Origin of the sequence: Saccharopolyspora gloriosae, assembly GCF_014203325.1 — a bacterium.
Taxonomy (GTDB): domain Bacteria; phylum Actinomycetota; class Actinomycetes; order Mycobacteriales; family Pseudonocardiaceae; genus Saccharopolyspora_C; species Saccharopolyspora_C gloriosae.
Genome location: NZ_JACHIV010000001.1, coordinates 5,066,668 through 5,087,654, shown reverse-complemented (window position 1 = coordinate 5,087,654; position 20,987 = coordinate 5,066,668). Strand labels below are relative to the sequence as shown.

19 protein-coding genes are annotated in these 20,987 nt (G+C 70.6%); 10 read left to right on the top strand and 9 right to left on the bottom strand.

Features of this window, described 5'->3' with window-relative positions; translation table 11 throughout:
* Positions 1–37 precede the first annotated feature (37 nt).
* The 3 genes from map to BJ969_RS22075 are packed head-to-tail and all read left to right on the top strand — an operon-like array spanning position 38 to position 2,716.
* A complete protein-coding gene (gene map, locus BJ969_RS22085) occupies positions 38–895 on the top strand; it encodes a type I methionyl aminopeptidase (protein WP_184481663.1) in 858 nt (285 codons plus the stop codon).
* Complete coding sequence (locus BJ969_RS22080; RefSeq protein ID WP_184481661.1) at positions 892–2,424, top strand: cobyric acid synthase; 1,533 nt, start codon at positions 892–894, stop codon at positions 2,422–2,424. The genes map and BJ969_RS22080 overlap by 4 nt, the downstream gene beginning before the upstream one ends.
* A 19-nt stretch (positions 2,425–2,443) precedes the next feature.
* Entirely contained in the window at positions 2,444–2,716 is a 273-nt protein-coding gene (locus tag BJ969_RS22075) for a type II toxin-antitoxin system Phd/YefM family antitoxin (RefSeq protein WP_184481659.1), read from the top strand.
* On the opposite strand, the gene BJ969_RS22070 is transcribed toward BJ969_RS22075, so the two are convergent.
* Entirely contained in the window at positions 2,683–3,381 is a 699-nt protein-coding gene (locus tag BJ969_RS22070) for an FCD domain-containing protein (protein WP_184481657.1), read from the bottom strand. The genes BJ969_RS22075 and BJ969_RS22070 overlap by 34 nt on opposite strands.
* Positions 3,382–3,484: 103 nt before the next feature.
* On the opposite strand from BJ969_RS22070, the gene BJ969_RS22065 reads away from it, so the two are divergent.
* Complete coding sequence (locus BJ969_RS22065; RefSeq protein ID WP_343071536.1) at positions 3,485–4,777, top strand: CynX/NimT family MFS transporter; 1,293 nt, start codon at positions 3,485–3,487, stop codon at positions 4,775–4,777.
* Between the two features lie 207 nt (positions 4,778–4,984).
* On the opposite strand, the gene BJ969_RS22060 is transcribed toward BJ969_RS22065, so the two are convergent.
* On the bottom strand, positions 4,985–5,626 hold the full coding sequence (locus BJ969_RS22060; protein WP_184481653.1) for a TetR/AcrR family transcriptional regulator: 642 nt from the start codon (positions 5,624–5,626) through the stop codon (positions 4,985–4,987).
* A gap of 95 nt (positions 5,627–5,721) precedes the next feature.
* Here BJ969_RS22060 and BJ969_RS22055 point away from each other — a divergent pair, with 95 nt between their 5' ends.
* A complete protein-coding gene (locus BJ969_RS22055) occupies positions 5,722–6,507 on the top strand; it encodes an MBL fold metallo-hydrolase (protein ID WP_184481651.1) in 786 nt (261 codons plus the stop codon).
* 155 nt (positions 6,508–6,662) lie between these two features.
* Here BJ969_RS22055 and BJ969_RS22050 read toward each other — a convergent pair whose 3' ends face one another.
* Complete coding sequence (locus BJ969_RS22050) at positions 6,663–6,881, bottom strand: hypothetical protein (protein WP_184481649.1); 219 nt, start codon at positions 6,879–6,881, stop codon at positions 6,663–6,665.
* A gap of 154 nt (positions 6,882–7,035) precedes the next feature.
* Here BJ969_RS22050 and BJ969_RS22045 point away from each other — a divergent pair, with 154 nt between their 5' ends.
* The 3 genes from BJ969_RS22045 to BJ969_RS22035 all read left to right on the top strand — a co-directional run bounded on the left by BJ969_RS22045 (position 7,036) and on the right by BJ969_RS22035 (position 8,388).
* On the top strand, positions 7,036–7,899 hold the full coding sequence (locus tag BJ969_RS22045) for a Scr1 family TA system antitoxin-like transcriptional regulator (protein ID WP_184481647.1): 864 nt from the start codon (positions 7,036–7,038) through the stop codon (positions 7,897–7,899).
* Positions 7,899–8,075 (top strand): DUF397 domain-containing protein, encoded by a 177-nt coding sequence (locus tag BJ969_RS22040; RefSeq protein WP_184481645.1) that lies wholly within the window; start codon positions 7,899–7,901, stop codon positions 8,073–8,075. The genes BJ969_RS22045 and BJ969_RS22040 overlap by 1 nt, the downstream gene beginning before the upstream one ends.
* A gap of 133 nt (positions 8,076–8,208) precedes the next feature.
* Positions 8,209–8,388 carry a DUF397 domain-containing protein gene (locus tag BJ969_RS22035; RefSeq protein WP_184481643.1) on the top strand — a complete coding sequence of 60 codons (180 nt, stop codon included), beginning with the start codon at positions 8,209–8,211 and terminating at the stop codon, positions 8,386–8,388.
* 56 nt (positions 8,389–8,444) lie between these two features.
* Here BJ969_RS22035 and BJ969_RS22030 read toward each other — a convergent pair whose 3' ends face one another.
* The 4 genes from BJ969_RS22030 to BJ969_RS22015 all read right to left on the bottom strand — a co-directional run bounded on the left by BJ969_RS22030 (position 8,445) and on the right by BJ969_RS22015 (position 16,591).
* Positions 8,445–8,732: an AbrB/MazE/SpoVT family DNA-binding domain-containing protein gene (locus BJ969_RS22030; protein WP_184481641.1), complete on the bottom strand. Its 288-nt coding sequence runs from the start codon at positions 8,730–8,732 to the stop codon at positions 8,445–8,447.
* Positions 8,733–8,762: 30 nt separating this feature from the next.
* On the bottom strand, positions 8,763–9,266 hold the full coding sequence (locus BJ969_RS22025; protein WP_184485630.1) for a metallophosphoesterase family protein: 504 nt from the start codon (positions 9,264–9,266) through the stop codon (positions 8,763–8,765).
* A 25-nt stretch (positions 9,267–9,291) separates the two neighbouring features.
* The gene (locus tag BJ969_RS22020; protein WP_184481638.1) at positions 9,292–10,695 is read right to left on the bottom strand and encodes a mycothione reductase; all 1,404 of its coding nucleotides are present in this window, start codon (positions 10,693–10,695) and stop codon (positions 9,292–9,294) included.
* Positions 10,696–11,119: 424 nt separating this feature from the next.
* Positions 11,120–16,591 (bottom strand): ATP-binding protein, encoded by a 5,472-nt coding sequence (locus tag BJ969_RS22015; RefSeq protein WP_184481636.1) that lies wholly within the window; start codon positions 16,589–16,591, stop codon positions 11,120–11,122.
* A gap of 296 nt (positions 16,592–16,887) precedes the next feature.
* Between BJ969_RS22015 and BJ969_RS30895 the strand changes: the two genes are divergently transcribed.
* Both BJ969_RS30895 and BJ969_RS22005 read left to right on the top strand, forming a co-directional pair.
* Entirely contained in the window at positions 16,888–18,057 is a 1,170-nt protein-coding gene (locus BJ969_RS30895) for a histidine kinase (RefSeq protein ID WP_184481634.1), read from the top strand.
* Between the two features lie 19 nt (positions 18,058–18,076).
* Entirely contained in the window at positions 18,077–18,745 is a 669-nt protein-coding gene (locus tag BJ969_RS22005) for a response regulator (protein WP_184481632.1), read from the top strand.
* A gap of 279 nt (positions 18,746–19,024) precedes the next feature.
* On the opposite strand, the gene BJ969_RS22000 is transcribed toward BJ969_RS22005, so the two are convergent.
* Both BJ969_RS22000 and BJ969_RS21995 read right to left on the bottom strand, forming a co-directional pair.
* Positions 19,025–19,669 (bottom strand): response regulator, encoded by a 645-nt coding sequence (locus BJ969_RS22000; RefSeq protein ID WP_184481630.1) that lies wholly within the window; start codon positions 19,667–19,669, stop codon positions 19,025–19,027.
* 109 nt (positions 19,670–19,778) lie between these two features.
* Positions 19,779–20,960 carry a sensor histidine kinase gene (locus tag BJ969_RS21995; protein ID WP_343071535.1) on the bottom strand — a complete coding sequence of 394 codons (1,182 nt, stop codon included), beginning with the start codon at positions 20,958–20,960 and terminating at the stop codon, positions 19,779–19,781.
* Positions 20,961–20,987 lie beyond the last annotated feature (27 nt).

Genomic DNA, 20,987 nt, shown 5'->3' with positions numbered 1-20,987 from the left:
CGGTCGAGCCCGGATCCCACGTTCTAGAGTGAAGGGCATGCCCGTACGCGCACCGTTGCAGCCAGGAGTCCAGACGCCCCGCCGGCCGGTGCCGGTGACGATCGAGCGGCCCGAATACGTCGACAAGCCCGCTCCGCGCCGCAACACCGACCCGGACGTGCAGCCGCCCGAGGTCATCGAGGCGATGCGGGTGGCGAGCAGGCTCGCGGCGCAGGCGCTGCAGCTCGCGGGCAAGACCATCGAGCCCGGTGTCACCACCGACCGCATCGACGAGGTCGTGCACCAGTTCTTCGTGGACAACGGCGTGTACCCGTCGACGCTGGGCTACCGGAACTTCCCGAAGTCCTGCTGCACCTCGCTGAACGAGGTCATCTGCCACGGCATCCCGGACTCGACGGTGATCGAGGACGGCGACATCGTCAACGTCGACGTCACCGGCTTCATCGGTGGCGTGCACGGCGACACCAACGCCACCTTCATCGCAGGTGAGGCGTCGGAGGAGGTGCGGCTGCTGGTGGAGCGCACCCACGAGGCGACGATGCGCGGCATCAAGGCGGCGAAGCCGGGCCGTCAGCTCAACGTGGTCGGGCGGGTCATCGAGTCCTACGCGAAGCGCTTCGGCTACGGCGTGGTGCGGGACTTCACCGGGCACGGCATCGGCCGCTCGTTCCACTCCGGGCTGGTGGTGCTGCACTACGACGAGCCGTCGGTGCAGACCGTGCTGGAGCCGGGCATGACGTTCACCATCGAGCCGATGATCACCTTGGGCACCCACGAGTACGACATGTGGAGCGACGGCTGGACGGTGACCACGCGGGACAAGTCGTGGACCGCGCAGTTCGAGCACACCATCCTGATCACCGAGGACGGCAACGAGATCCTCACCCAGCCGTGAGCGGGCTGCTGGTCGCCGGGACGACCTCGGACGCGGGCAAGAGCGTCCTGGTCGCCGGGATCTGCCGCTGGCTGGCGCGCTCGGGCGTGCGGGTGGCGCCGTTCAAGGCGCAGAACATGTCGAACAACTCCGTGGTGTGCCCGGACGGCGGCGAGATCGGCCGGGCGCAGGCGGTGCAGGCGGCGGCGTGCGGGCTGGAGCCGTCGGTGCGGTTCAACCCGGTGCTGCTCAAGCCCGGCGGGGACCGCAGTTCGCAGGTCGTGGTGCTGGGCGAGGTGGCCGGTGAGGTCACCGCGTTGTCCTACCGGGAGCGCAAAGCGGCTCTGCTGGAGACCGTGTCGTCCACTTTGGACGGATTGCGGGGCGACTACGACCAGGTGATCTGCGAGGGCGCCGGGTCGCCCGCGGAGATCAACCTGCGGGCGACCGACATCGCGAACATGGGCCTCGCTCAGGCCGCGCGGCTGCCGGTGCTGGTGGTCGGCGACATCGACCGGGGCGGCGTGTTCGCCGCGCTCTACGGCACGTTGGCGCTGCTGGACGCGGCCGATCAGGCGCTGGTGTCCGGGTTCGTGATCAACAAGTTCCGCGGTGATCCGGCGCTGCTGGAACCGGGCCTGGAGCAGGTGCGGGCGTTGACCGGCCGTCCCGTGCAGGGCGTGCTGCCCTGGTCGGAGGAGCTGTGGCTCGACGCCGAGGACTCGTTGTCGTACGTCGCCGACGGCGTGGTGGGCAATCCGGCGCCGCCGCTGGGCGACCAGTGGCTGCGGGTCGCGGTGCCGAAGCTGCCGCGCATCTCCAACGCCACCGACATCGAGGCGCTGGCGGCGGAACCGGGCGTGGCCGTGCGGTTCGTGACCGAACCGTCCCGGCTGACCGACGCGGACCTGGTGGTGCTGCCCGGTTCCAAGGCGACCGTCGAGGACTTGGCGTGGCTGCACCGGACCGGGCTCGCCGACGGGGTGCTGGCGCACGCGCGGGCGGGACTGCCGGTGTTCGGGATCTGCGGTGGTTTCCAGATGCTGTCCCGGCGGATCACCGACGAGGTCGAGTCCGGGGGCGGTGCCGTCGACGGCCTCGGGCTGCTCGACCTGGAGATCGAGTTCGAGCCGAAGAAGACGCTGCGCACCCCGAGCGGCACCGCGCTCGGCGAGGCGGTCACCGGCTACGAGATCCACCACGGCACGCCGGTGCGGCCCGGTGACGACCTGGTCCCGCTGATCACGACCGAGTTCGGCGCGGAGGGCGCGGTCAGCGGTGCCACGTCCGGCACGCACTGGCACGGCCTGTTCGAGAACGACGCGTTCCGCCGCCGGTTCCTCGCGCACGTAGCGCGCCAGGCGGGCCGGGACGGTTTCGCGGCGGCACCGGACGTGTCGTTCGCGGCGCTGCGGGAGGGGCAGCTGGACCTGCTCGGCGACCTCGTCGAACGGCACCTGGACACCGGCGCGCTGCTGCGGCTGCTCGATGGCGGGGCGCCGCGCGGTCTTCCCCTGGTCGGACCTGCGGCGATGCACGCGGGGGAGTGACCCGCGTAACATCCTCGGCATGGCGACTGAGATCTCGGTGGAAGAAGCGCAGGCGCGGCTGCCGGAGCTGCTGGACCGCGTGGAGTCCGGTGAGGAGATCGTCATCACCCGATTCGGCGCGCCCTCGGTGGCGTTGCAGCGAGCCGGTGCGGGCCGATCCCGGGAGGTCGTGACCTCCGGGGTGCTCACCGCGGCCTGGCTCGCCCCGATCGCCGGGGACGCCGCGGCGGATTCGGGCACCTTCGACTTCGGGACCGACTACTCGGCGGGTGAGGTCGGCTTCTCCGGCTGAACGTCGATCGCGTCGAGCAATTCGTCCAGGAACCCGCCGGCTTCGGCCGCGGCGCGGTCCGCGTCGCCGGAGCGCACGGCGTTGAGCAGCTCGGTGTGCGAGACCTGGGTGACCGACGCGGGGTCGAAGGTCGTGGCGACGCTGGACTGCACGGCCTCGCTGATGCCTTCGTAGAGCCCGATCAGCAGCGGGTTGTGCGAGGCGGCCACCAGGCGCAGGTGGAACCGGGTGTCCTCGTGCACGACCACTTCGCGGTCGAGGCGGTCCACCGCGTCGTCGCGGGCGGCGAGCAGCGTTTCCAGCTCGGCGACGTCCTCATCGGTGCGGGCCGCGGCGGCCAGCCGGGCGGACTCGACCTCCAGCGCGCGGCGCACTTCCAGGATGCGGCGCAGCTCGGAGCCGCAGAGCCGCCGGACCGCGCCGGAGAGCTCGTTGGTGGCGCGGACGAAGGTGCCGTCGCCCTGGCGGACCTCCAGCAGTCCTGCGTGCGCGAGTGCCCGGACGGCTTCCCGAACCGTGTTGCGGCCGACGCCGAGCGCGGTGACGAGCTCCGATTCGGTGGGGATGCGCTCCCCGAGCGGCCATTCGCCGGAGCTCACCAGCGTGCGCATCTGCGCGATGACCTGTTCGACCAGACCCGTGCGCTGGGTGGTGACCAAAGGCACTGAAGGGTCCTTTCATCCAAACATCCTATGTTTGCCATACTAGGTGGCGATGTCTCCTGAGTCGCACACCCAGCCCCCGATCGATCGAGTTCCCGCCGACCGTGTGACCGACCAGGATGCCAGGTCAGCGGCTTCGGCCGCGCCCGGCACCCGGGCCGACGAATCCTCCGCGCTGGCCAGAGCCGAAGTTCTCGTCAACGAAGGCGCAGCGGAGACGATGGCGCCGTCCCGCTCCCGCGCGCTGGCAGGCGGCGGATTCCTGCTGGCGGGCGTCGCGCTGGCCGCCGCGAACATGCGCCCCGCCGTCACCAGCCTCGCCTCGATCCTCGGCGAAGTGCGCGATTCGCTCGGCGCGACCAGCACCTGGGCCAGCATCGTGACCTCGGTGCCGACGCTGTGCTTCGGCGTCGCCGGCATCGGCGCGCCGCTGCTGGCTCGCCGGTGGGGGATGAACCGCGTCGTCGGCGGCTCGCTCGCGCTGCTGACCGCCGCGATGATCACCCGCGTCCTCGGCGGCCCGTGGACGCTGCTGGCGGGCACCGTGCTGGTGTGCGCGGCGATCGCCATGTGCAACGTGCTGATCCCGGTGGTGGTCAAGGAGTCCTTCCCCGGCCGCGTCGGCCTGGCCACCGGTCTCTACACGACGGCGATGGCCGCCGGCGGTGCCACCGGTTCGGCGATCACGCCGTGGCTGAACTCGGCGACCGGCAACTGGCGGTGGTCGCTGGCGACGTGGATGGTCGTCGCGCTCGCCGCGCTGTGCGTCTGGATCCCCGGCACCCGCAAGAGGCCCACCACGAAGGCCGTCACCGAGGTCAAGGGCGAGCGGCGGTCGCTGATGCGCAACCCGCTGGCCTGGCTGATCACGTTCTACTTCGCGATGCAGTCCACCATCGCCTACGTGGTGATGGGCTGGCTGCCGGAGGTGTTCAAGGGCGCGGGCATGGACGCCACCTCGGCCGGGGCGCTGCTGGGAGTGCTGCTGCTGATCGGCGTGCCGATCAACATGGTGCTGCCGCCGCTGGTGACGCGGACCCGCGGCCAGTCCGGCTGGGCGCTGCTGATGGGCGCGCTCATGTTCGCCGGCTTGCTGGGGCTGCTGCTCGCGCCGCTGGCCGCGCCGGTGCTGTGGGCGGTGCTGATCGGCATCGGCATGAGCGCGTTCCCGCTGGCGCTGGTGATGATCTCGCTGCGCACCCGCAACGCCGCCGACACCGGGCAGCTCTCCGCGATGGCGCAGAGCATCGGCTACCTGATCGCCGCGTCGGGCCCGTTCCTGTTCGGGATGCTGCACGACGTGACGGCGACCTGGACGGTCTCGCTGATCGCGGCGCTGGTCATCGTGGTGGCGCAGACGATCGTCGGCATGCTCGCCGGACGCCCCCGCGTGATCTGAGCGGAGCTCACCGAGTGAACGGACCGTTCGTCCCATCCTGTTGGGCGAACGGTCCGTTCACTTTGATCGGGAAGTGCCCGCCGCAGCCGGAGTGAGTGGAACCGTTCTCCCGGTCTCGTTGGGCGAACGGGCCGTTCACCGCAGCAGCGGCGCGATGCGGGTGGAGTGAACGGACCGTTCGCCCATCCTGTTGGGCGAAGGGTCCGTTCACTCATCTCGGGCGGTCTGGGGTGCGCGTGCCTGCTCAGGTGCTGCTTCGAGGATGCGGTGGATGGCGCGGTGCGCGCGGTCGACGGCCCGGGGGTCGTGGTCGAGCTGCAGGGCTTGGTTCAGGGCCAGGCCGACCGCGATGATCTCGAAGACGGCCTGGTCGACGTCGACGTGCGCGGGCAGTTCGCCGTGGTCCGCCGCCGCGGCGAGCTCGTCGCGCAGCCGGCCGCGCCACCACGACCACCGTTGGGCGACGGCGTCGCGCACCAGGCCGGGGCGGCCGTCGAATTCGCTCGACGCCGCCGTGAGCAGGCATCCGCCGGGCAGTTCCAAGGTGGCCAGGAAGGTCACCGAGTTCTCGCAGAGCGCGTGCAGCCGCGGCATGCCCGGCCGGTGCTGTTCGGCGGCTTCCACGACGCGGCGCCAGAAGTTCGCGAAGGCGTCGTCCAGGGTCGAGGCCTGGAGCGCTTCCTTGGTTCCGAAGTGCCCGAGCACGCCGGACTTGCTCATCTCCAGCTCGCCCGCCAGGCGGCCGATGGTGACGCCTTCGAGTCCTTCCTCGGAGGCGATCTCGGTGGCGCGGTGGATGATCCGCGCTCGCGTGGCGCGCGCTTCGGCGGCGGAGCGTCGAGGTGACATGCCCGCCAGTTTAGCGTCCGATCGTGCGCTATTGACTTGGCGAACGATCGGACGCTAAATTTCGGCAGGTCAACCGGAGAACCGAGGAGCACGTGATGCGCATCCGGCGTTTGGCCTGGGCAGGCCTGGAAATCGAAGCGGACGGCACGACCGTCGTGGTGGACCTGGTCCAGCACCCGAACGAGCTGTTCGGGATCCGCGATCCGCGGGTGGAGCTGCCCGTCCCCGCCGACGGGTCGGTCGACGCGGCGCTGGTGACGCACCTGCACCCCGACCACGCCGGGGTGCCCGCGCTCGAACGAGCGCTGAAGCCCGGCGCGCCGGTGTTCCGGCCGGCGGCGTTCGACGACGTGCTCACCGGGCCGGTCGAGCGGGAACTGGCGGCGAGCGGACTGGCCGCCGACGTGGTGGGCGAGTGGGAGCGCCGCGAGCTCGGCCCGTTCCGGATCACCGCCGTGCCCGCCGTCGACGGGCTGGGTTCCCCGCAGGTGAGCTGGGTCGTTGAGGCGGGCGGCAAGCGCGTCCTGCACGGCGGGGACACCTTGTTCCACGGCGCCTGGTGGGCCATCGCGCGGCGTTGCGGCCCGTTCGACGCGGTGTTCCTGCCGATCAACGGGCCGGTGGTGGACGATCCCGCCCTCCAGCCGCCGAGTCCGTTCCCGGCGGCGCTGACCCCGCGGCAGGCGGCGGTGGCGGCGAGCATCCTCGGCGCTCGAACGGCGGTGCCGATCCACCACGACGACGAATACCTGATCAAGCCCGCCGGTTACGCCGCCGAAGTGGACGCCCCGGTCGCCGAATTCCGCCGACATGCGGCAGAACTCGCGCGTGTCATGGATGTGGGGGAGTGGCAGGACTTCGAGTCCGAACTCGCCGCCTGAGCGTCCGCGTTGGGCGAACGGTCCGTTGACTCAGCTGCGGATCGAGTGAGCGGACCGTTTGTCCAACGGGTTTGGGCGAACGGTCCGTTGACTCGGTTCGGGTTGTGGGTGAGCGGACCGTTTGTCCAAGGGGTTTGGACGAACGGTCCGTTCGCTCAGTTCGGGGTGGGGATGCCGAGGAGTTCGGTGTTGGCTCGGCCTACTGCGCTGGTGAGTTCGGCGAAAGCCTTTTCGGTGAAGTTCAGGGTGAGGCCGTCGCCGCTGCCTCGGAAGTCGAGCTGGACGGAGCGGTCCGGTTCGGTCTCGAAGGTGACCCTGACCTGCTCGGACAGGCACACGTAGGTGTCGTTCTCGACTGCTCGCTGCTCGCGCATCCGGGTTCCTCCTGGTCTGCGGTGTCTCGGTACAGTTCACGAAAGATCTTCATTTAAGCCGCATAGTTTGGCTTGTGGGACAACTAGAGCACAGGTTGTGGTCTATTGTCGGTCCCCTGATCAGGTAGCCGATGGATCAGCCGGAGGAGATTTCGTGCCCACAGGCCGCCAAACCGTCGAGCGCCGCCAGCTGGGGCTCACGCTCCGCCGACTACGGCGCGAAGCAGGGCTGTCCCAACAAGAGGCGGCTCGCGCGATCAACCGGCACTACACCCGGATCAGCCACCTCGAATCGGCGAAGGCCTCGCTGAGCGTCGACGAGCTCGGATTGCTGCTCGACCGCTACGGAGTTGCCGACGCGGACCGGGAAACCGTGCTCGCGTTGGGTGCGGTGGCCCGGAAGCGGCAGCGCGGGAAGGGGTACACCGATCAGCTGCCCAAGTCGTTCGAGCGGCTGGCCGACCTGCAAGCCGATGCCGCCACGATCGGCTTCTACGACACCGGAATCGTCCCGGGACTCGCGCAGTCGCAGGACTACGTCGTCGCGTTGATGCGCGTAGGGGACGGAATCTGGTGGGAGCCCTCCGAAGCGGAGATCGAGCGTCGGATCGAGTTCCGGCTTCAGCAGCAACGTCGGGTGTTGGAGGCCGAGGAACCGAAGCAGATCGACTTCGTGCTGACCGAATCGGCCCTGGAGGAAACGGTCGGGAGCCCGGCGATCATGCGCGGTCAGCTCCTCCACCTGCTCCAGCTAGGTGAACGTCCGTCGGTGACCGTTCGGGTTCTGAGCCGGGCGACCACATCCAAGTTCCTCCTTGGAGGAGGCCTCATCACGTTGGATTTCGCCGGGAACGCGCCTCGCATCGCTTGCGCCACTTCCCACGGTCCCTGTACTTACCACGATCAAGAGGTGGAAACTGCGCCCATGTTTCGGGCATGGGAGAGCGTTCGAGAGCTTGCCCTTGATCCGGAACCGGCTCGTGACTTGCTCATCGAGAAGCTGAAGGATCTGAAGTGATGCGCTACGACACCGGATGGTTCAAGAGCAGCCGCAGTTCGACCTCGTCCAACGCTTGCGTCGAGGTGCGGCTGACTGAGCGGGTGGTTTCAGTGCGGGATTCGAAAGATCCGCAGGGTGGCGAGTTATCGGTGGGGCACGTCGCGTGGGCGGCGTTCCTGTCGACGCTGAACTAGCGGAACAGGGGCTCGCCGCTCAGGTTCGTGGTGGCAGCTGGTGGAGTTCGATGGTCGTCCGATCCCCGCCGGTGAGCTCCGTGGATGCGGGCGCGACGCGCTCTTTGCTGGTCGAGAAGCTGAAGGATGTCGCATGAACGACTACGACACGGGTTGGTTCAAGAGCAGCCACAGTGCGGCCTCGTCCAATGCTTGCGTCGAGGTCCGGTTGACCGAGCGGGCGGTCTCGGTGCGGGATTCGAAGGACCCGCACGGCGGCGAGTTATCGGTGGGGCACCGCGCATGGGCGGAGTTCCTCCGCTGGATGGCGTGACCGTTGAGGTGACGCGCCCGGAAGCGCGTTATAGCCCTGCCTCTCAGATGCCGCGTTCACGTCGCACCCGATTCGCGTCGGGCGTCCCGGCTGCGATCGGCGGCCAGCTCATCGGCGAGCGAGGGACTGTCGGCGCCGAGTTGCTTGGTTAGCGTTGTCCGCAAACGCTGAATCTTCTGAGCGCGAGTCTCCAAGACGATCCGACCACCGGTGCCCTTCGCGGTGATGTAGGCCTTCGTTCCCGGTTCGCGCCCGGCAGCTTGGCGGACTTCCTTCGGGATGGCCGACCGCCCTTGCGCAGTGACAGTGGCTTCGGCTGATCCCTCGTACTCGGTTGAATCCATGCTTGCAGTTGTATCCCAGCAACAACGAGATCAGGCGCGCGGCGGTAGGCGGTGCAGGGTGACCCCTGTCAGTTCGCCGTCAATGAGCTCCGCCGTCTGGTACGTGCAGTGGGGTTGGCGTCTGCGGTCGGTGGGGGAGCCGGGGTTGAGCAGGCGCAGGCCGTTCGGCGTGACCGTGTCCCACGGGATGTGGCTGTGGCCGAAGACGAGCACGTCCGCGTCGGGGAAGTCCTTGTCGCAGCGGCGTTCCCGGCCTTGGGCGGCGCCGGTTTCGTGGATCATCGCGAAACCGACGCCATCGAGCTCCACGCGCGCGATCTCCGGCAACCGGCGCCGCAGCTGTTCGCCGTCGTTGTTGCCCCACACGCCGATGAGCCGCGCGCTGCGGGATTCGAGTTCGTCCAGCAGCGGCGGCTCCACCCAATCTCCGGCGTGGAACACGACGTCCGCCCGCGCGACCTCCTGCCACACCTGCTCGGGCAGCGCCTTGGCGCGCTTGGGCAGGTGCGTGTCGGCGAGCAGCAGCAGGCGCATCGTCACCTCGGGATCGGGCCGGAGCTCACTCCGGGTGCAGTTCCAGCCCGAGCAGGGCGTTCTCCAGCAGTTCCGGCATGGCCGGGTGGATCCAGTACTGGCCGCGGGCCATCGTGCGGGCGTCCAGGCCGAACTGCATGGCCTGGATCAGCGGCTGCAGCAAGGTCGGCGCCTGCGGGCCGATGATGTGCGCGCCGAGGATGGTGCCGTCGGCGGGGTCGGCGAGCAGCTTGAGGAAACCGGTGGTGTCCTCCATCGCCCAGCCGTAGGCGATGTCGCCGTAGTTCTGGATCTTCGTGACGTAGTCGACGCCCTGCTCCCGCGCCTGCTGCTCGGTGAGCCCGACGGCGGCGATCTGCGGGGAGGAGAACACCGCGTGCGGCACGTAGGTGTGGTCGGAGTCGATGAGCTCGTCGGGGTGCAGCAGGTTGTGCTGCACGACGCGCTGCTCGTGGTTCGCTACGTGCTTGAGCTCGTGGTCGGAGCTGACGTCGCCCAGCGCCCACACGCCGTCGACGGAGGTGCGCTGCTCGGCGTCGACCTCGATCTTGCCGTCCTCGCGGACCTTCAAGCCGCCCGAGACCGCGTCGATCAGATCCGAGTTCGGGGTGCGGCCGACCGCGACGAGCAGCTGCTCCGCCTCGACGGTTTCCGCGCCGTCGGGGCCTTCCAGGTGCAGCCGCACCACGTCGCCGTCGCGCTCGACGCCGGTCTGCTTGCGGTTGAGGCGCACGTCCCAGCGGGCCTGGGCGAGTTCGGTGAACCGCTGCGACACGTCCTCGTCCTCGGCGCGCAGCAGCGCCCCGGAACGGGCCACCACCGTCACCTCGACGCCCAGCGCGGACAACACGTGCGCGAACTCGGCGCCGATGAAGCCGCTGCCGAGGATGATCATGCGAGCGGGCAGCTCGTCCAAGCGCATCACGCTGTCGCTGGTGTGGAAGTCGACCGCGTCGATGCCGGGGATGTCGGGAGTGGCCGGGCGGCCGCCGGCGGCGACGACGAAGCGGTCCGCGGTGATCGTCTCGGGGCCGGAGCCGGTCGCCACGGTGAGTTCCTTCACCCCGGTGAACCGGGCCTCGCCCTGGAACAGGGTGACGTTCGCGCTGCCCTCGGCGCGGTAGCGGCGGCCCCCGTCGGAGATGGCGTCGATGCGGCCGAAGATGCGGTCCCGGATGTCGCGCCAGCGCACGTCCCGCAGCTCCAGGTCCACGCCGAGCTTGGTGCCGACGCCGGGGCTGGACGCGGTGTCGGCGGTGTGCACGAACATCTTCGTCGGGATGCAGCCCACGTTCAGGCAGGTGCCGCCGTAGTTCCCGGTGCTGCCGACGCCCTTCTCCACGATCGCGACGTTCCAGTCGTCGAACCGCTCGTCGAGGATCGAGTTGCCGGAACCGCTGCCGATGATGACCAGGTCGAAGTGAGGCATGTCCATCCTGTGCTCGTCGTGGGTACCGCGGTGCGCGGCGCCGGAGGCGCACCTCCGCGGTACAACCGCGCGGGCGGCCCGCTGATTCCCGGAGAGCGTCGCTGATCACCCGACCGGTGGTCGTGGCCGGGTGGGCACCGAGGGAGGCGCTGCGCCGCTAGGATCCGGAACGGGCGAGTCCCGCTTACCTACTACTACGTAGGTTTACCCCGGATCTACTCCTCAGGGATGTCGACCGTTCTCGACCAAGATCACTAACTTGGTCCTCGCATCGCTGTGCGCTAATGCCGGAACGGGTGCGGCCGCGCGGCGATCACGGGGAGGCACCGGCGGGGATGGCCCTCCAGGGGGTGGTCATCCCCGCTTCCCGCTCCTGACGCCGACCGAGCCCGCGACCACGTGGATCGCGGGCCCGGCCTCGTCCTCAGCGCTTGAGGCCGTGCTCGATGGCCTCGATGATGCGGGGCCGCAGGTCCGCCGCGCTGATGATCGCGTCCACCGAACCGACCTCGACCGCCCGCTGGATGCTGTGCACCTGGTCGAACTCGGTCGCCACCTCACCCAGCTTCTCCGCGCGGACCGACGCCTGCAGCTCCGCGAGCCGGGCGTTGAGCCGGGCGCGCTCGACACCGCTGGACTCGCCGACGAGGGCCTGGAGCTCGGTGACCCGCGGATCGTTCGCGGTGCGCTTGCCGACCTCGCCGGAGAACACCACCGCCGCGGCCGGGGCGCCGCCCAGCACCGACGCGTACGAACCCTCCAGCGCCAGCACCGTCATGTTCGGGTTCAACGCCTTCGAGAAGACCACGAACGCGCCGCCGTGGTAGCGGGAGATCACGCAGAACACGATCGGACCGTCGAAGTTGACGATCGCGCGGCCGATCTCCGCGCCGTACTCCAGCTGGAGCTTGCGCATCGACTCCGGTGAACCGTCGAACCCGGACAGGTTCGCCAGCACCACCAGCGGCCGGTTGCCCGACGCCGAGTTGATCGCGCGGGCGGCCTTCTTCGACGACCGCGGGAACAGCGTGCCCGCGGTGTAGGTGTCCGGGCCGTCGGTGGGAGGGAAACCGCGCCGCTGCACCGAACGGGACTCGATGCCCAGCAGGCACACCGGACGGCCGCCCAGGTGCACGTCCTGCACGGCGGCGGTGTCCGCGTCCGCCATGCCCGCCCAGCGCTCCAGAACCGCGTGGTCCTGGTCGGACAGGGCCCGCATCACCGTGCGGATGTCGAAGGGCTTCTTGCGGTCCGGGTTGTGCTCGGACGAGAAGATCTCGCCGACCGTCCGGAAATCGCTGCCCGCGGCCTCGTGCGGGAACGGGGAGACGTCGCGGTCCACCGGGTCCGAGGTCTCGGCGGCGCGCGGCGCGGCCTCACCCGGCACGACGTAGGTGTGGTCGTAGTGCGCCATCAGCACGTCGCGCGCGGCCGGGAGGTTCGGCGCCCAGTACTGCGCCTGCCCGTTCGGGCCCATCACGCGGTCGTAGCCGCCGATGCCGAAGTTGTCCTCCGCCGAGACGCCACCGGAGAAGTCCAGCGACTGCTTGCCGGTGAGCACCATCGTCGAATCCGGCGTCATCACCAGGATTCCCTTGGTGTGCATCAGCATCGTGGCCTCGGCGTTCCAGTACGGCTGGGCGCCGACGGTGATGCCGGCGACCACGATGTTGATCTCACCGCCGTCCTGGGTGAACTCCACGATCCGCTTGAGCGCGGCGGCGACCCAGTCCATGTTCTCCGTGCCGGAGGACATCGAGATCCGGGCGCCCGCCGACAGCGCGAACCACTCCAGCGGCAGCTGCAGCCGCTCGGCGAGGTCGAGCGCGGCGATGACCCGGGCGCACTCGGGTTCCGACAACGCGCCCAGCGCCTTCGTCGGATCGCCCAGCAGGACCACGCGCCGGACGCCTTCGGGGTGGCGCTCGGTCGGCGTCGAGACGACGCCCGCGACCAGCGCCGCCGAGTTCTGCCCGCGCGGCCGGTCGACGGGGACCAGGACGCCGTCGTCGTCCAGGTCGTGCTCGACGAAACCGCCCGCGTCGCCGGTGAGCATCCCGGTGAGCTCGTAGGGGTAGACGTTGCCGCGCCGCGCCGCCCGCAGCACCTTCTGCCGGTAGTCGTCCAGCGGGCGCAGCGGCTCCGTCGACGGCTCCTCGACGTGCAGCTTCGCGCCGTCGCCCTCGCCGAGCGCGATGCGCACGGCCATGTCGGCGAGCTCGCCGTTGTCCTGGCGCTGCCGCGCGAGGAACGTGACCTCCTCCATCCCGGCGCCCGCCGTGGTCGGCAGGATCCGGCGGGTGAGGGTGTTGAGCTCGTCGGCGGTCAGCTCCGTCGGCGGCCACACGTACATCAGGATCCGGTTGGTGTCGAAGCGCTTCTTCGCCGGGCGCTGCGCCTGCACGGTGCGGATCGCGTCCAGGCAGCCCGCGAGCATGTCCTCCACCGCGGGCAGCGCCACCAGCCGGCCGTCGTTGTCGCGCAGCGGCGTCAGGTCCCGGACCTGGGCCATCGCCACCAGGCGCTCGTCGGACGGGTTGTCCCGCGCGACGCACTTGAACAGGTAGACCTCCTCGTCCGCCGACGGCAGCCGGGTGAGGTCGAACTCGCGCAGCCGCTCCAGCTGCATCCGCTGCGCGATCAGCGGGTGCAGGCCGCGGATCAGGCGGTCCTCGGTGAAGCCCCGCTCGTCGCGGCGGAAGGTGAAGTGGTGGTGCATCACGGCGCCGCCGATGCCGGCGACGGTCGTGGTGATCCGGGCGACGCCGTCCGGCAGCGGCTGCGCGGCGAGCGCCTCGCCGAGCCGCGCGGCCATCGCGTCCGCGTCCGGCTGGCCCTCCCACTTCACGTAGAGGTCCGCCACCACGCCGGGCTGCCCGTCCGCGAGCTCACCGACGGCGCGCACCGCGTCCGGCAGCGCGCTGAAGTCGACGGCCGTGGTGACCAGCCTGGTCACGCCCTCGTCGGAACCGTGCTCGGCGGTGACGAACCGGCAGCCCGCGGTCTCCCGCGCCGTGACCGCGGTGAGCGCGCGGTTGCCGTAGTAGCGCCGGGTCAGCACCTCCAGCAGCGGCGCGTGGTCGTGGTCGCGGCCCATGCGCTGGCCGAGCAGCCGGACCAGCGGCTCGGCGCTGGCGACCATGGCGGCGATCCGGTCGGCGCGGTCCGCGGCGTCCGGGTGCTCGTCGAGGTAGCGCAGCTCGGCGCGCACCCCCGCGTAGACCTCCGCGCGGTTGCGGCGCAGCAGCGGCTGGGCGAACCAGCGGAACACCACGCCGCGGGCGAGGTCCGACACCGACGGGAAGCGCACCTGGGTGGCCTTGACGACGTGCTCCAAGGTCAGCCCGGCGTGCTCGTGCAGCTCCCTGCCCGGCGGTGCCTCGGTGGTCCACTGCCGCAGCAGGGCCGTGACGATGGCGACGTCCGAGGACGCGCGCTGCTGGGCGAGGAAGATCCGGAAGACCGCCGCCTCCAGCTCCGGGGTCCGCTCCAGCTCCGTGACGCCGTAGTGCGACAGGACGCGGCGCAGGCGGTTCTCGAAGCCCGCGGTCACCCCGGCCCGCTCCACGTCGAGGCTCTGCAGGTAGCTGTGGAAGTACTCGCGAGGGCTGTGCACCGGGCCGGTCTCGTCGTCGAGGTCGCCCTTGTTGCGGCTGAGCTCGGAGAGGTCCGCGAACACGCCCAGCAGCGCCACCTCGCCGGGCAGCGCGTCGGAGGTCTCGTCCAGCTCGGCCCGAGCGGCGAGGTAGCCGCTGAGCACGCGCTGCTGGTCGTGCGGGTCGACGTCGAAGCCCAGCAGCAGGCTGCGCAGGTCGTGCAGGCCGCGTTCGACGCGCTGCTCGGGGGAGGCCGAGCCGCGCTCCGCGGGCAGTTCGACCTCGACGGCGGAATCGGTGTCCTGCTCCTGCTCGGCGTCGTCGTCGGCCAGCGGCTCCAGCCGCATCAGCGGCGCGCCGGTCTCGACCTGGCTGCCCATCGACACCGGCAGTTCGCGGACGCGGGCGCGGAACGACGCGCGCAGCACCGTTTCCATCTTCATGCTCTCCAGCACCAGGATCGGTGCCCCGGCCTCGACCTCGTCGCCGACGGCCAGCGGGGTCGCGACCACCAGCGCGGGCGCGGGGGAGCGCACGACGCCGCCCTCGTCACGGCTGACGCGGTGCGCGACGCCGTCGACCTCCACCAGGTGGATCGGCCCGTGCGTGCCGGTGACCAGGCGGAACCGGTGGCCGTTGACGGTGATCTGGCCGCTGTGCGCGTCGAAGCGGTCGATCTCGACGTCGGCCGGGTGCACCTCGCCGCCGCCGGAAACGCCGACGCGGAACCGCTTCTGGCCCACGCGGGCCACGCTCACCTGGTAGCCGACGCCGCGGAGCTTGAGCTCCAGCGGGCGCCCGCTCTCGTGCCGGACCTGCGGCCGGCCGCCGAACGCGGTGGACAGCAACCGCTGGCGCGCCACGGACTCCTCGTCCTGGTAGGCCTCGATGGCCGCCGCGACCAGCGCGATCGCCGAGTGCCGGTGGCTGACCAGGCGGCCTTCCTCGCGGACCCGGTCGATCCAGCCGGTGTCGGCGCTGCCGTCGATCACCTCCGGCTGGTCGAGCAGGTCGAGCACGAAGCTCTTGTTCGTCGCGCCGCCCTCGATGATCACCGTGGTCTCGGCCATCGCGCGGCGCAGCCGGGCCAGCGCCTCGTCGCGGTCGCGGCCGAACGCGATGATCTTCGCGATCATCGAGTCGAAGTCCGCGGGGATGCTGTCGCCCTCGGACACCCCGGTGTCAACCCGGATTCCGGGCCCCGAGGGCAGCGCGAGCCGCGCGATGCGGCCGGGAGCGGGGGCGAAGTCGCGGTCCGGGTCCTCGGCGTTGAGCCGTGCCTCGACCGCGTGCCCGCTCTCCACCGGGGCCGGGCCGTCGAGCTTGCCGCCGGAGGCGACGTGCAGCTGCAGCTTGACCAGGTCGGTGCCCGTGGTGCTCTCGGTGATCGGGTGCTCGACCTGCAGCCGGGTGTTGACCTCCAGGAAGGCGAACAGCCGCTCGACGGGGTGGTAGAGGAACTCGACGGTGCCCGCGCCGCGGTAGTCGACGGCCAGCGCCAAGCGCTCGGCGGACTCCTTGAGCTCCGCGGTCTGCTCCGGGGACAGGATCGGCGAGGCCGACTCCTCGATGATCTTCTGGTTGCGCCGCTGCACCGAGCAGTCGCGCACGCCCAGGGCCAAGGCCGTGCCCTGCCCGTCGGCGATGACCTGCACCTCGACGTGCCGGGCGCCGGTGACCAGGCGCTCCAGGAACACGACCCCGGAACCGAAGGAGCGCAGCGCCTCCTGGCTGGTGCGCTCGTAGGCGTCGGCGAGGTCCTCGGCGGAGGTGACCTTGCGGATGCCGCGCCCGCCGCCGCCCGCGGTGGCCTTGAGCATCAGCGGATAGCCGATCCGCTCACCCGCGGCCAGCGCCTCCTCGGCGTTCGCGACCTCGCCGCGGCTCCACGGAGCGACCGGGACGCCGACCTCCTCGGCGAGCAGCTTCGCGCCGATCTTGTCGCCGAGCCTGCGCATCGCCTCGGCGCTCGGGCCGATGAAGGTGACGCCGATCTTCTCGCAGACCTCCGCGAACGCCGGGTCCTCGGCGACGAAACCCCAACCGACCCAGGCGGCGTCCGCTCCCGTCTCGATCAGCGCGCGCTCCAGCACGGCGTGGTCCAGGTACGGCCGGGCCGAAGCCGGGCCGAGCGAGTAGGCGACGTCGGCCTCCCGCACGAACGTGGCGGAGCGGTCCGCGTCGGTGTAGAGCGCGACCGTCTCCATCCGGTTCCCGGTTTCCGCGGACAGATCCCGAACGGCGTGGATGAGCCGCATCGCGGCCTCTCCGCGATTGACGATGGCGACACGACTGAACACCGGATGAGCCTCCTGATTTGCCACGCACAACAGGCGACGTCCGAGAGCCCGGAGCGTCGCCTGCACCTACCTACACCCTGCTCCGTCAACGGGTGGTGCACCAATGTCCGACCCGGCGCATGCCGGAGCCGAGGTTTTGTAGGAACCCACCAAAAAGTTAGCGGAGATCACCGCTGGAGCGACTGCGAACGCAGGTCTACCACATGAATTCGGGTGGGATCCCGGAAGATCGGTCGAGGTGCCGAGCGCCGGTCCCGACGACGGGACCGGGTTCCCGCGGCGGCTAGGTTCGCACGGTGAACTCAGCTCGCTGGACCGCGTGGCCGCAGCGGTACCCGTACCTGGCGGACGCGGTGCTGGCGGGCTTCGTCACCTACGTCGCGCTGCTGGGCATCGCGCCGGCCGACGTGCTCCACAGCGGCGACCCCGGCCCCGTCGCGTACACCGCGGCCGTGCTCGGCGCGGCACCGCTGGTGCTGCGCAGGCGGTACCCGATGCCGGTGCTGGTGGTCGTCGCGCTCGCGCTGACCACGTTCTACGGCTCCGGCTGCAAGACCTCCCTCGGGCTGCTCGGCCCGCTGGTCGCGATCTACACCGTGGCGGTGCGCCACCCGCTGGGCCGGTCCGTGCCCGTCGCCGCCGCCGTGATCGCGGTGGTCAGCGGCGGGGTCGCCTACGGCATCGCCGACTTCGCGTTGTCGGCCGATTCGTTCGCCGGGATTCTGTTCGGCTCCACCCAAGCCGTCATCGCGGTCGTCCTGGGCTACGCGATCCGGGTGCGCGGCGAACAGGCCGAACGGTTACGCCACGAACGGGACCTGGAGGCCGAGCGCGCCGTCACCGAGGAGCGAATGCGCATCGCCCACGAACTGCACGACGTCGTCGCCCACCACCTGTCCGTCGTGTCCGTGCAGGCGAGCCTCGCGCGCTACGTGCTGGACTCCGACCTGGAAACGGCCCGCGAGGCGCTGAACACGATCTCGGCGACCACCACCAGCTCCCTCGACGAACTCGGCAGGTTGCTGCGGGTGCTGCGGCCCAGCCTGGAGCAGCCCGACGCCGACACCCGGTTCCTGCCGCAACCCGGGCTCGACGAGCTCCCGGTGCTGCTGGAACGGGTCCGGTCCTCCGGAGTGGCGGTGCGGCTGCGCACCGAAGGCGAACCGCGAGCCCTGTCCCCGGGCGCCGAGCTGTGCGCCTACCGCGTCGTGCAGGAAGCGCTGACCAACGTGCTCAAGCACGCCCCGTCGGCCACCGCCGAAGTCGTCGTGCGCCACGACGCCGACGCCGTGACCGTGCTCGTCCGCAACGAAGGCGCACCCGCCCCGAACAGCAGCAGGCCATCCGGGCACGGTTTGATCGGCATGTGCGAACGGGCGAAGATGTACGGCGGCACCGTCGAAGCGGGGCGCCGCCCCGAGGGCGGTTTCCAGGTGACGCTGCGCATTCCCCGCTCCGGGGACTGACCGGACCGGGAGCGGCGGCATGACCGGTGTCCTCATCGTCGACGACCAGGACCTGCTGCGGGCCGGGTTCGCCGCGCTGCTGCGCGCCACCCCCGGCATCGACGTCGTCGGCGAAGCCGCGAACGGCCGCGAAGCCGTGGCGCTGGCGAAGGAACTGCGCCCCGACGTGGTGCTGATGGACCTGCGGCTGCCCGAGCTGGACGGGGTGGGCGCCACCGAGCGGATCCTCGCCGAGGCCGAACCGCCGCGACCGGGAATCCTGGTGCTGACCGTGTTCGACCTGGACGACTACGTGTACTCGGCGCTGCGGGCGGGCGCGTCGGGTTTTCTGCTCAAGGACAGCCCGCCGGAAACGCTGATCACCGGGGTGCGCACCGTCGCCGACGGCGGGATGCTGTTCGGCCCCACCATCACCCGGCGTTTGGTGGAGACCTACATGCGGGTGCCGCCGCCGAACTCGGGGATCCCGTCGCAGCTGTCCACGCTCACCCGGCGGGAACTGGACGTGCTGCGGCTGATCGCGACCGGCGCCACCAACGCCGAGATCGCCGAACACCTCGTCGTCAGCGAAGGCACCGTGAAGACCCACGTGAACCGGGCGATGACGAAGCTCGGCGTGTCCAGCCGGGCGCAGGCAGTGGTCATCGCCTACGAATCAGGCCTGGTGGTGCCTCGGGGGAGCGGTTGAGCGGTTGTCTTTGATCTCGGCTTGAGTGATGGGTCAGGTGGCGGAACCTCAGTGGCTTCCTCGCTGCGGGATCTTTTTCCCGAGTGGCTCCGCCACGAGGGAAAAAGCTGTCCTCGCGAGGAAGCCACTGAGAACCCGCGGGTGGTCTTTTTGCTTTGGTGGTCGCTGCTCAGCGGCTTCGCCGCTGACAGGACAAAGACCCACAACGCCGCTCACCTGGAAGGACAGGATCAAGGAAAAGGTGATGAGGCCCGCCGCGCGGGCCGTTCCGGCGGCGGGTCAGGCTAGACCTGCGTCGTGGGTGACGATGGCTACCTGGGTGCGGTTCGAGGCGCCGAGCTTGCCCATGATCCGTCCGATGTGGACTTTCACGGTGGAGGCGCTCATGTAGAGGTGCGCGGCGATCTCCGCGTTGCTCAGGCCCTGCGCCACGGCGATCGCCACCTCCCGCTCGCGCGGGGTGAGCTGGTCCATCTTGCCGCGGGCGTCGGAGCTTCCCTTGCCCGCGGCGAACGTGCCCAGCAGCCGCTTGGTGATCCGCGGCGAGAGCATCGCCTCGCCGGAGGCCACGGTGTGCACGGCGGCGGCGAGCTCGCGCGGCGGCGTGTCCTTGAGCAGGAACCCGGAAGCCCCGGCCTGCAGGGCGGCGTGCACGTACTCGTCGACGTCGAACGTGGTCAGCACCAGCACGGCGGGCGCCTCGGGCAGCGCGGTGACCCGCTTGGTCACCTCCAGGCCGTCGACGCGGGGCATCTGGATGTCGGTGAGCACCACGTCCGGCCGGTGCTTGGCGACCAGTTCGACCACACCCGAGCCGTCCGGGGCTTCCGCCGCCACCTCGATGCCCGGATCCGATTCGAGGATGAGGCGGATGCCACCGCGCACCAGTTCCTCGTCCTCCAGCAGGACCACCCTGATGCCCACGTGACTCCCCGCGCCCGACGACGTTGCCGTCCCACGGTATCCAGCCCGGTCCCGGTCTCCTCAAGGTGTCCCGGAACCGGACAGCGCGGTCACGTTCCTCTGTGGACGGTCAGGATGCGTTCGCGCCCTCCAGCACCGGGAACGCGGCCCGCACCCGGTAGCCGTCGTCGTCGGTGCGGCCGACCTGCAAGGTGCCGCCCGCGAGGGTGACCCGCTCCCGCATGCCGATCAGGCCGTAGCCGGAGCCCTCCACCACCGTCGTGCCCGCGCCGCGCTGGTTGGTCACCTCCACCACCAGGCCGTCGGCGGCGGCGAGGATCTCGGCGCGCACCGGCGAACCGGGGGCGTGCTTGCCCGCGTTCGTCAACGCCTCCTGCAGCACGCGGTACGCGGCGCGACCGACCACCGCGGAGGTCTCCGGCAACTCCTGCGGCATGTCCAGCGCGATGTCCGCGCCCGCCGCGACCGAATCCTCGACCAGGTCCCGCAACCCGTCCAAGGACGGTGCCGCGTGGTCGCCACCGGGGTTCTCGGCATCGTCGCGCAGCGCCCGCAGCATCTCCCGCAGCTCGCTGAGCGCGGCCGAGCTGGACACCCGGATCACCTCGGCGACCTCCTCGGTGCGCTGGTCGGTGGCCGTCATCGTCAACGCCCCCGCCTGCAACGAGATGACGCTGACCCGGTGGGCCACCACGTCGTGCATCTCGCGGGCGATGCGCCGCCGCTCGGCGGTGACCGCGCGCTCCGCCAGCAGATCCCGCTCCCGCTCGGCCTGCACCGCGCGTTCCCGCAGGCTCGTCAGCAGGTCCCTGCGCGAGTAGAGCCACAACCCGAGCAGCAGCGGCAGCGCCGCGATCATCGCGAACCCGGCGAGCACGCCCAGCGCCACCGTGAACGGGCCGTCGGACCACAGCGCCCCGTTGCCCGGCAGCAGCACCCGCACCACGTGCGAAGCGGCGACGATCCCGGCGCCGATCCACGTGACCGAAGTCGGCCCGCGGCGACTGGCCAGCGTGTACATCGCGACCACCATGCCCGTGGCCCCGCCGTCGGTACCCACCAGCAGCGAGTGGGCCGAGGCGGCCGCGACCGCGACCAGCGGGAACCGCCTGCGCAGCAGCATCGCGCCGAACAGCGCCGCGTTGCCGGGGATCAGCACCCACTGCTGCCAGACCGCCGGATCGTCCGGCGTGGCCACCGCGAGGAACGCGATCAGCAGATCCAGCAGCAGCGATCGGAACTTGCCGTCCCACAAGGCCAGCCGAGCGGCCCACTTCCCGTTTTCACGCACCCGACCAAGGTAGGGGTCGGTCTCGGC

Excerpts from the sequence above, each read along its gene's own strand:
- map (WP_184481663.1), top strand. The coding sequence starts at position 38 with ATGCCCGTACGCGCACCGTTGCAGCCAGGAGTCCAGACGCCCCGCCGG.
- BJ969_RS22075 (WP_184481659.1), top strand. The coding sequence starts at position 2,444 with ATGGCGACTGAGATCTCGGTGGAAGAAGCGCAGGCGCGGCTGCCGGAG.
- BJ969_RS22060 (WP_184481653.1), bottom strand. The coding sequence starts at position 5,626 with ATGTCACCTCGACGCTCCGCCGCCGAAGCGCGCGCCACGCGAGCGCGG.
- BJ969_RS22055 (WP_184481651.1), top strand. The coding sequence starts at position 5,722 with ATGCGCATCCGGCGTTTGGCCTGGGCAGGCCTGGAAATCGAAGCGGAC.
- BJ969_RS22050 (WP_184481649.1), bottom strand. The coding sequence starts at position 6,881 with ATGCGCGAGCAGCGAGCAGTCGAGAACGACACCTACGTGTGCCTGTCC.
- BJ969_RS22040 (WP_184481645.1), top strand. The coding sequence starts at position 7,899 with ATGCGCTACGACACCGGATGGTTCAAGAGCAGCCGCAGTTCGACCTCG.
- BJ969_RS22035 (WP_184481643.1), top strand. The coding sequence starts at position 8,209 with ATGAACGACTACGACACGGGTTGGTTCAAGAGCAGCCACAGTGCGGCC.
- BJ969_RS22030 (WP_184481641.1), bottom strand. The coding sequence starts at position 8,732 with ATGGATTCAACCGAGTACGAGGGATCAGCCGAAGCCACTGTCACTGCG.
- BJ969_RS22025 (WP_184485630.1), bottom strand. The coding sequence starts at position 9,266 with ATGCGCCTGCTGCTGCTCGCCGACACGCACCTGCCCAAGCGCGCCAAG.
- BJ969_RS22020 (WP_184481638.1), bottom strand. The coding sequence starts at position 10,695 with ATGCCTCACTTCGACCTGGTCATCATCGGCAGCGGTTCCGGCAACTCG.
- BJ969_RS22005 (WP_184481632.1), top strand. The coding sequence starts at position 18,077 with ATGACCGGTGTCCTCATCGTCGACGACCAGGACCTGCTGCGGGCCGGG.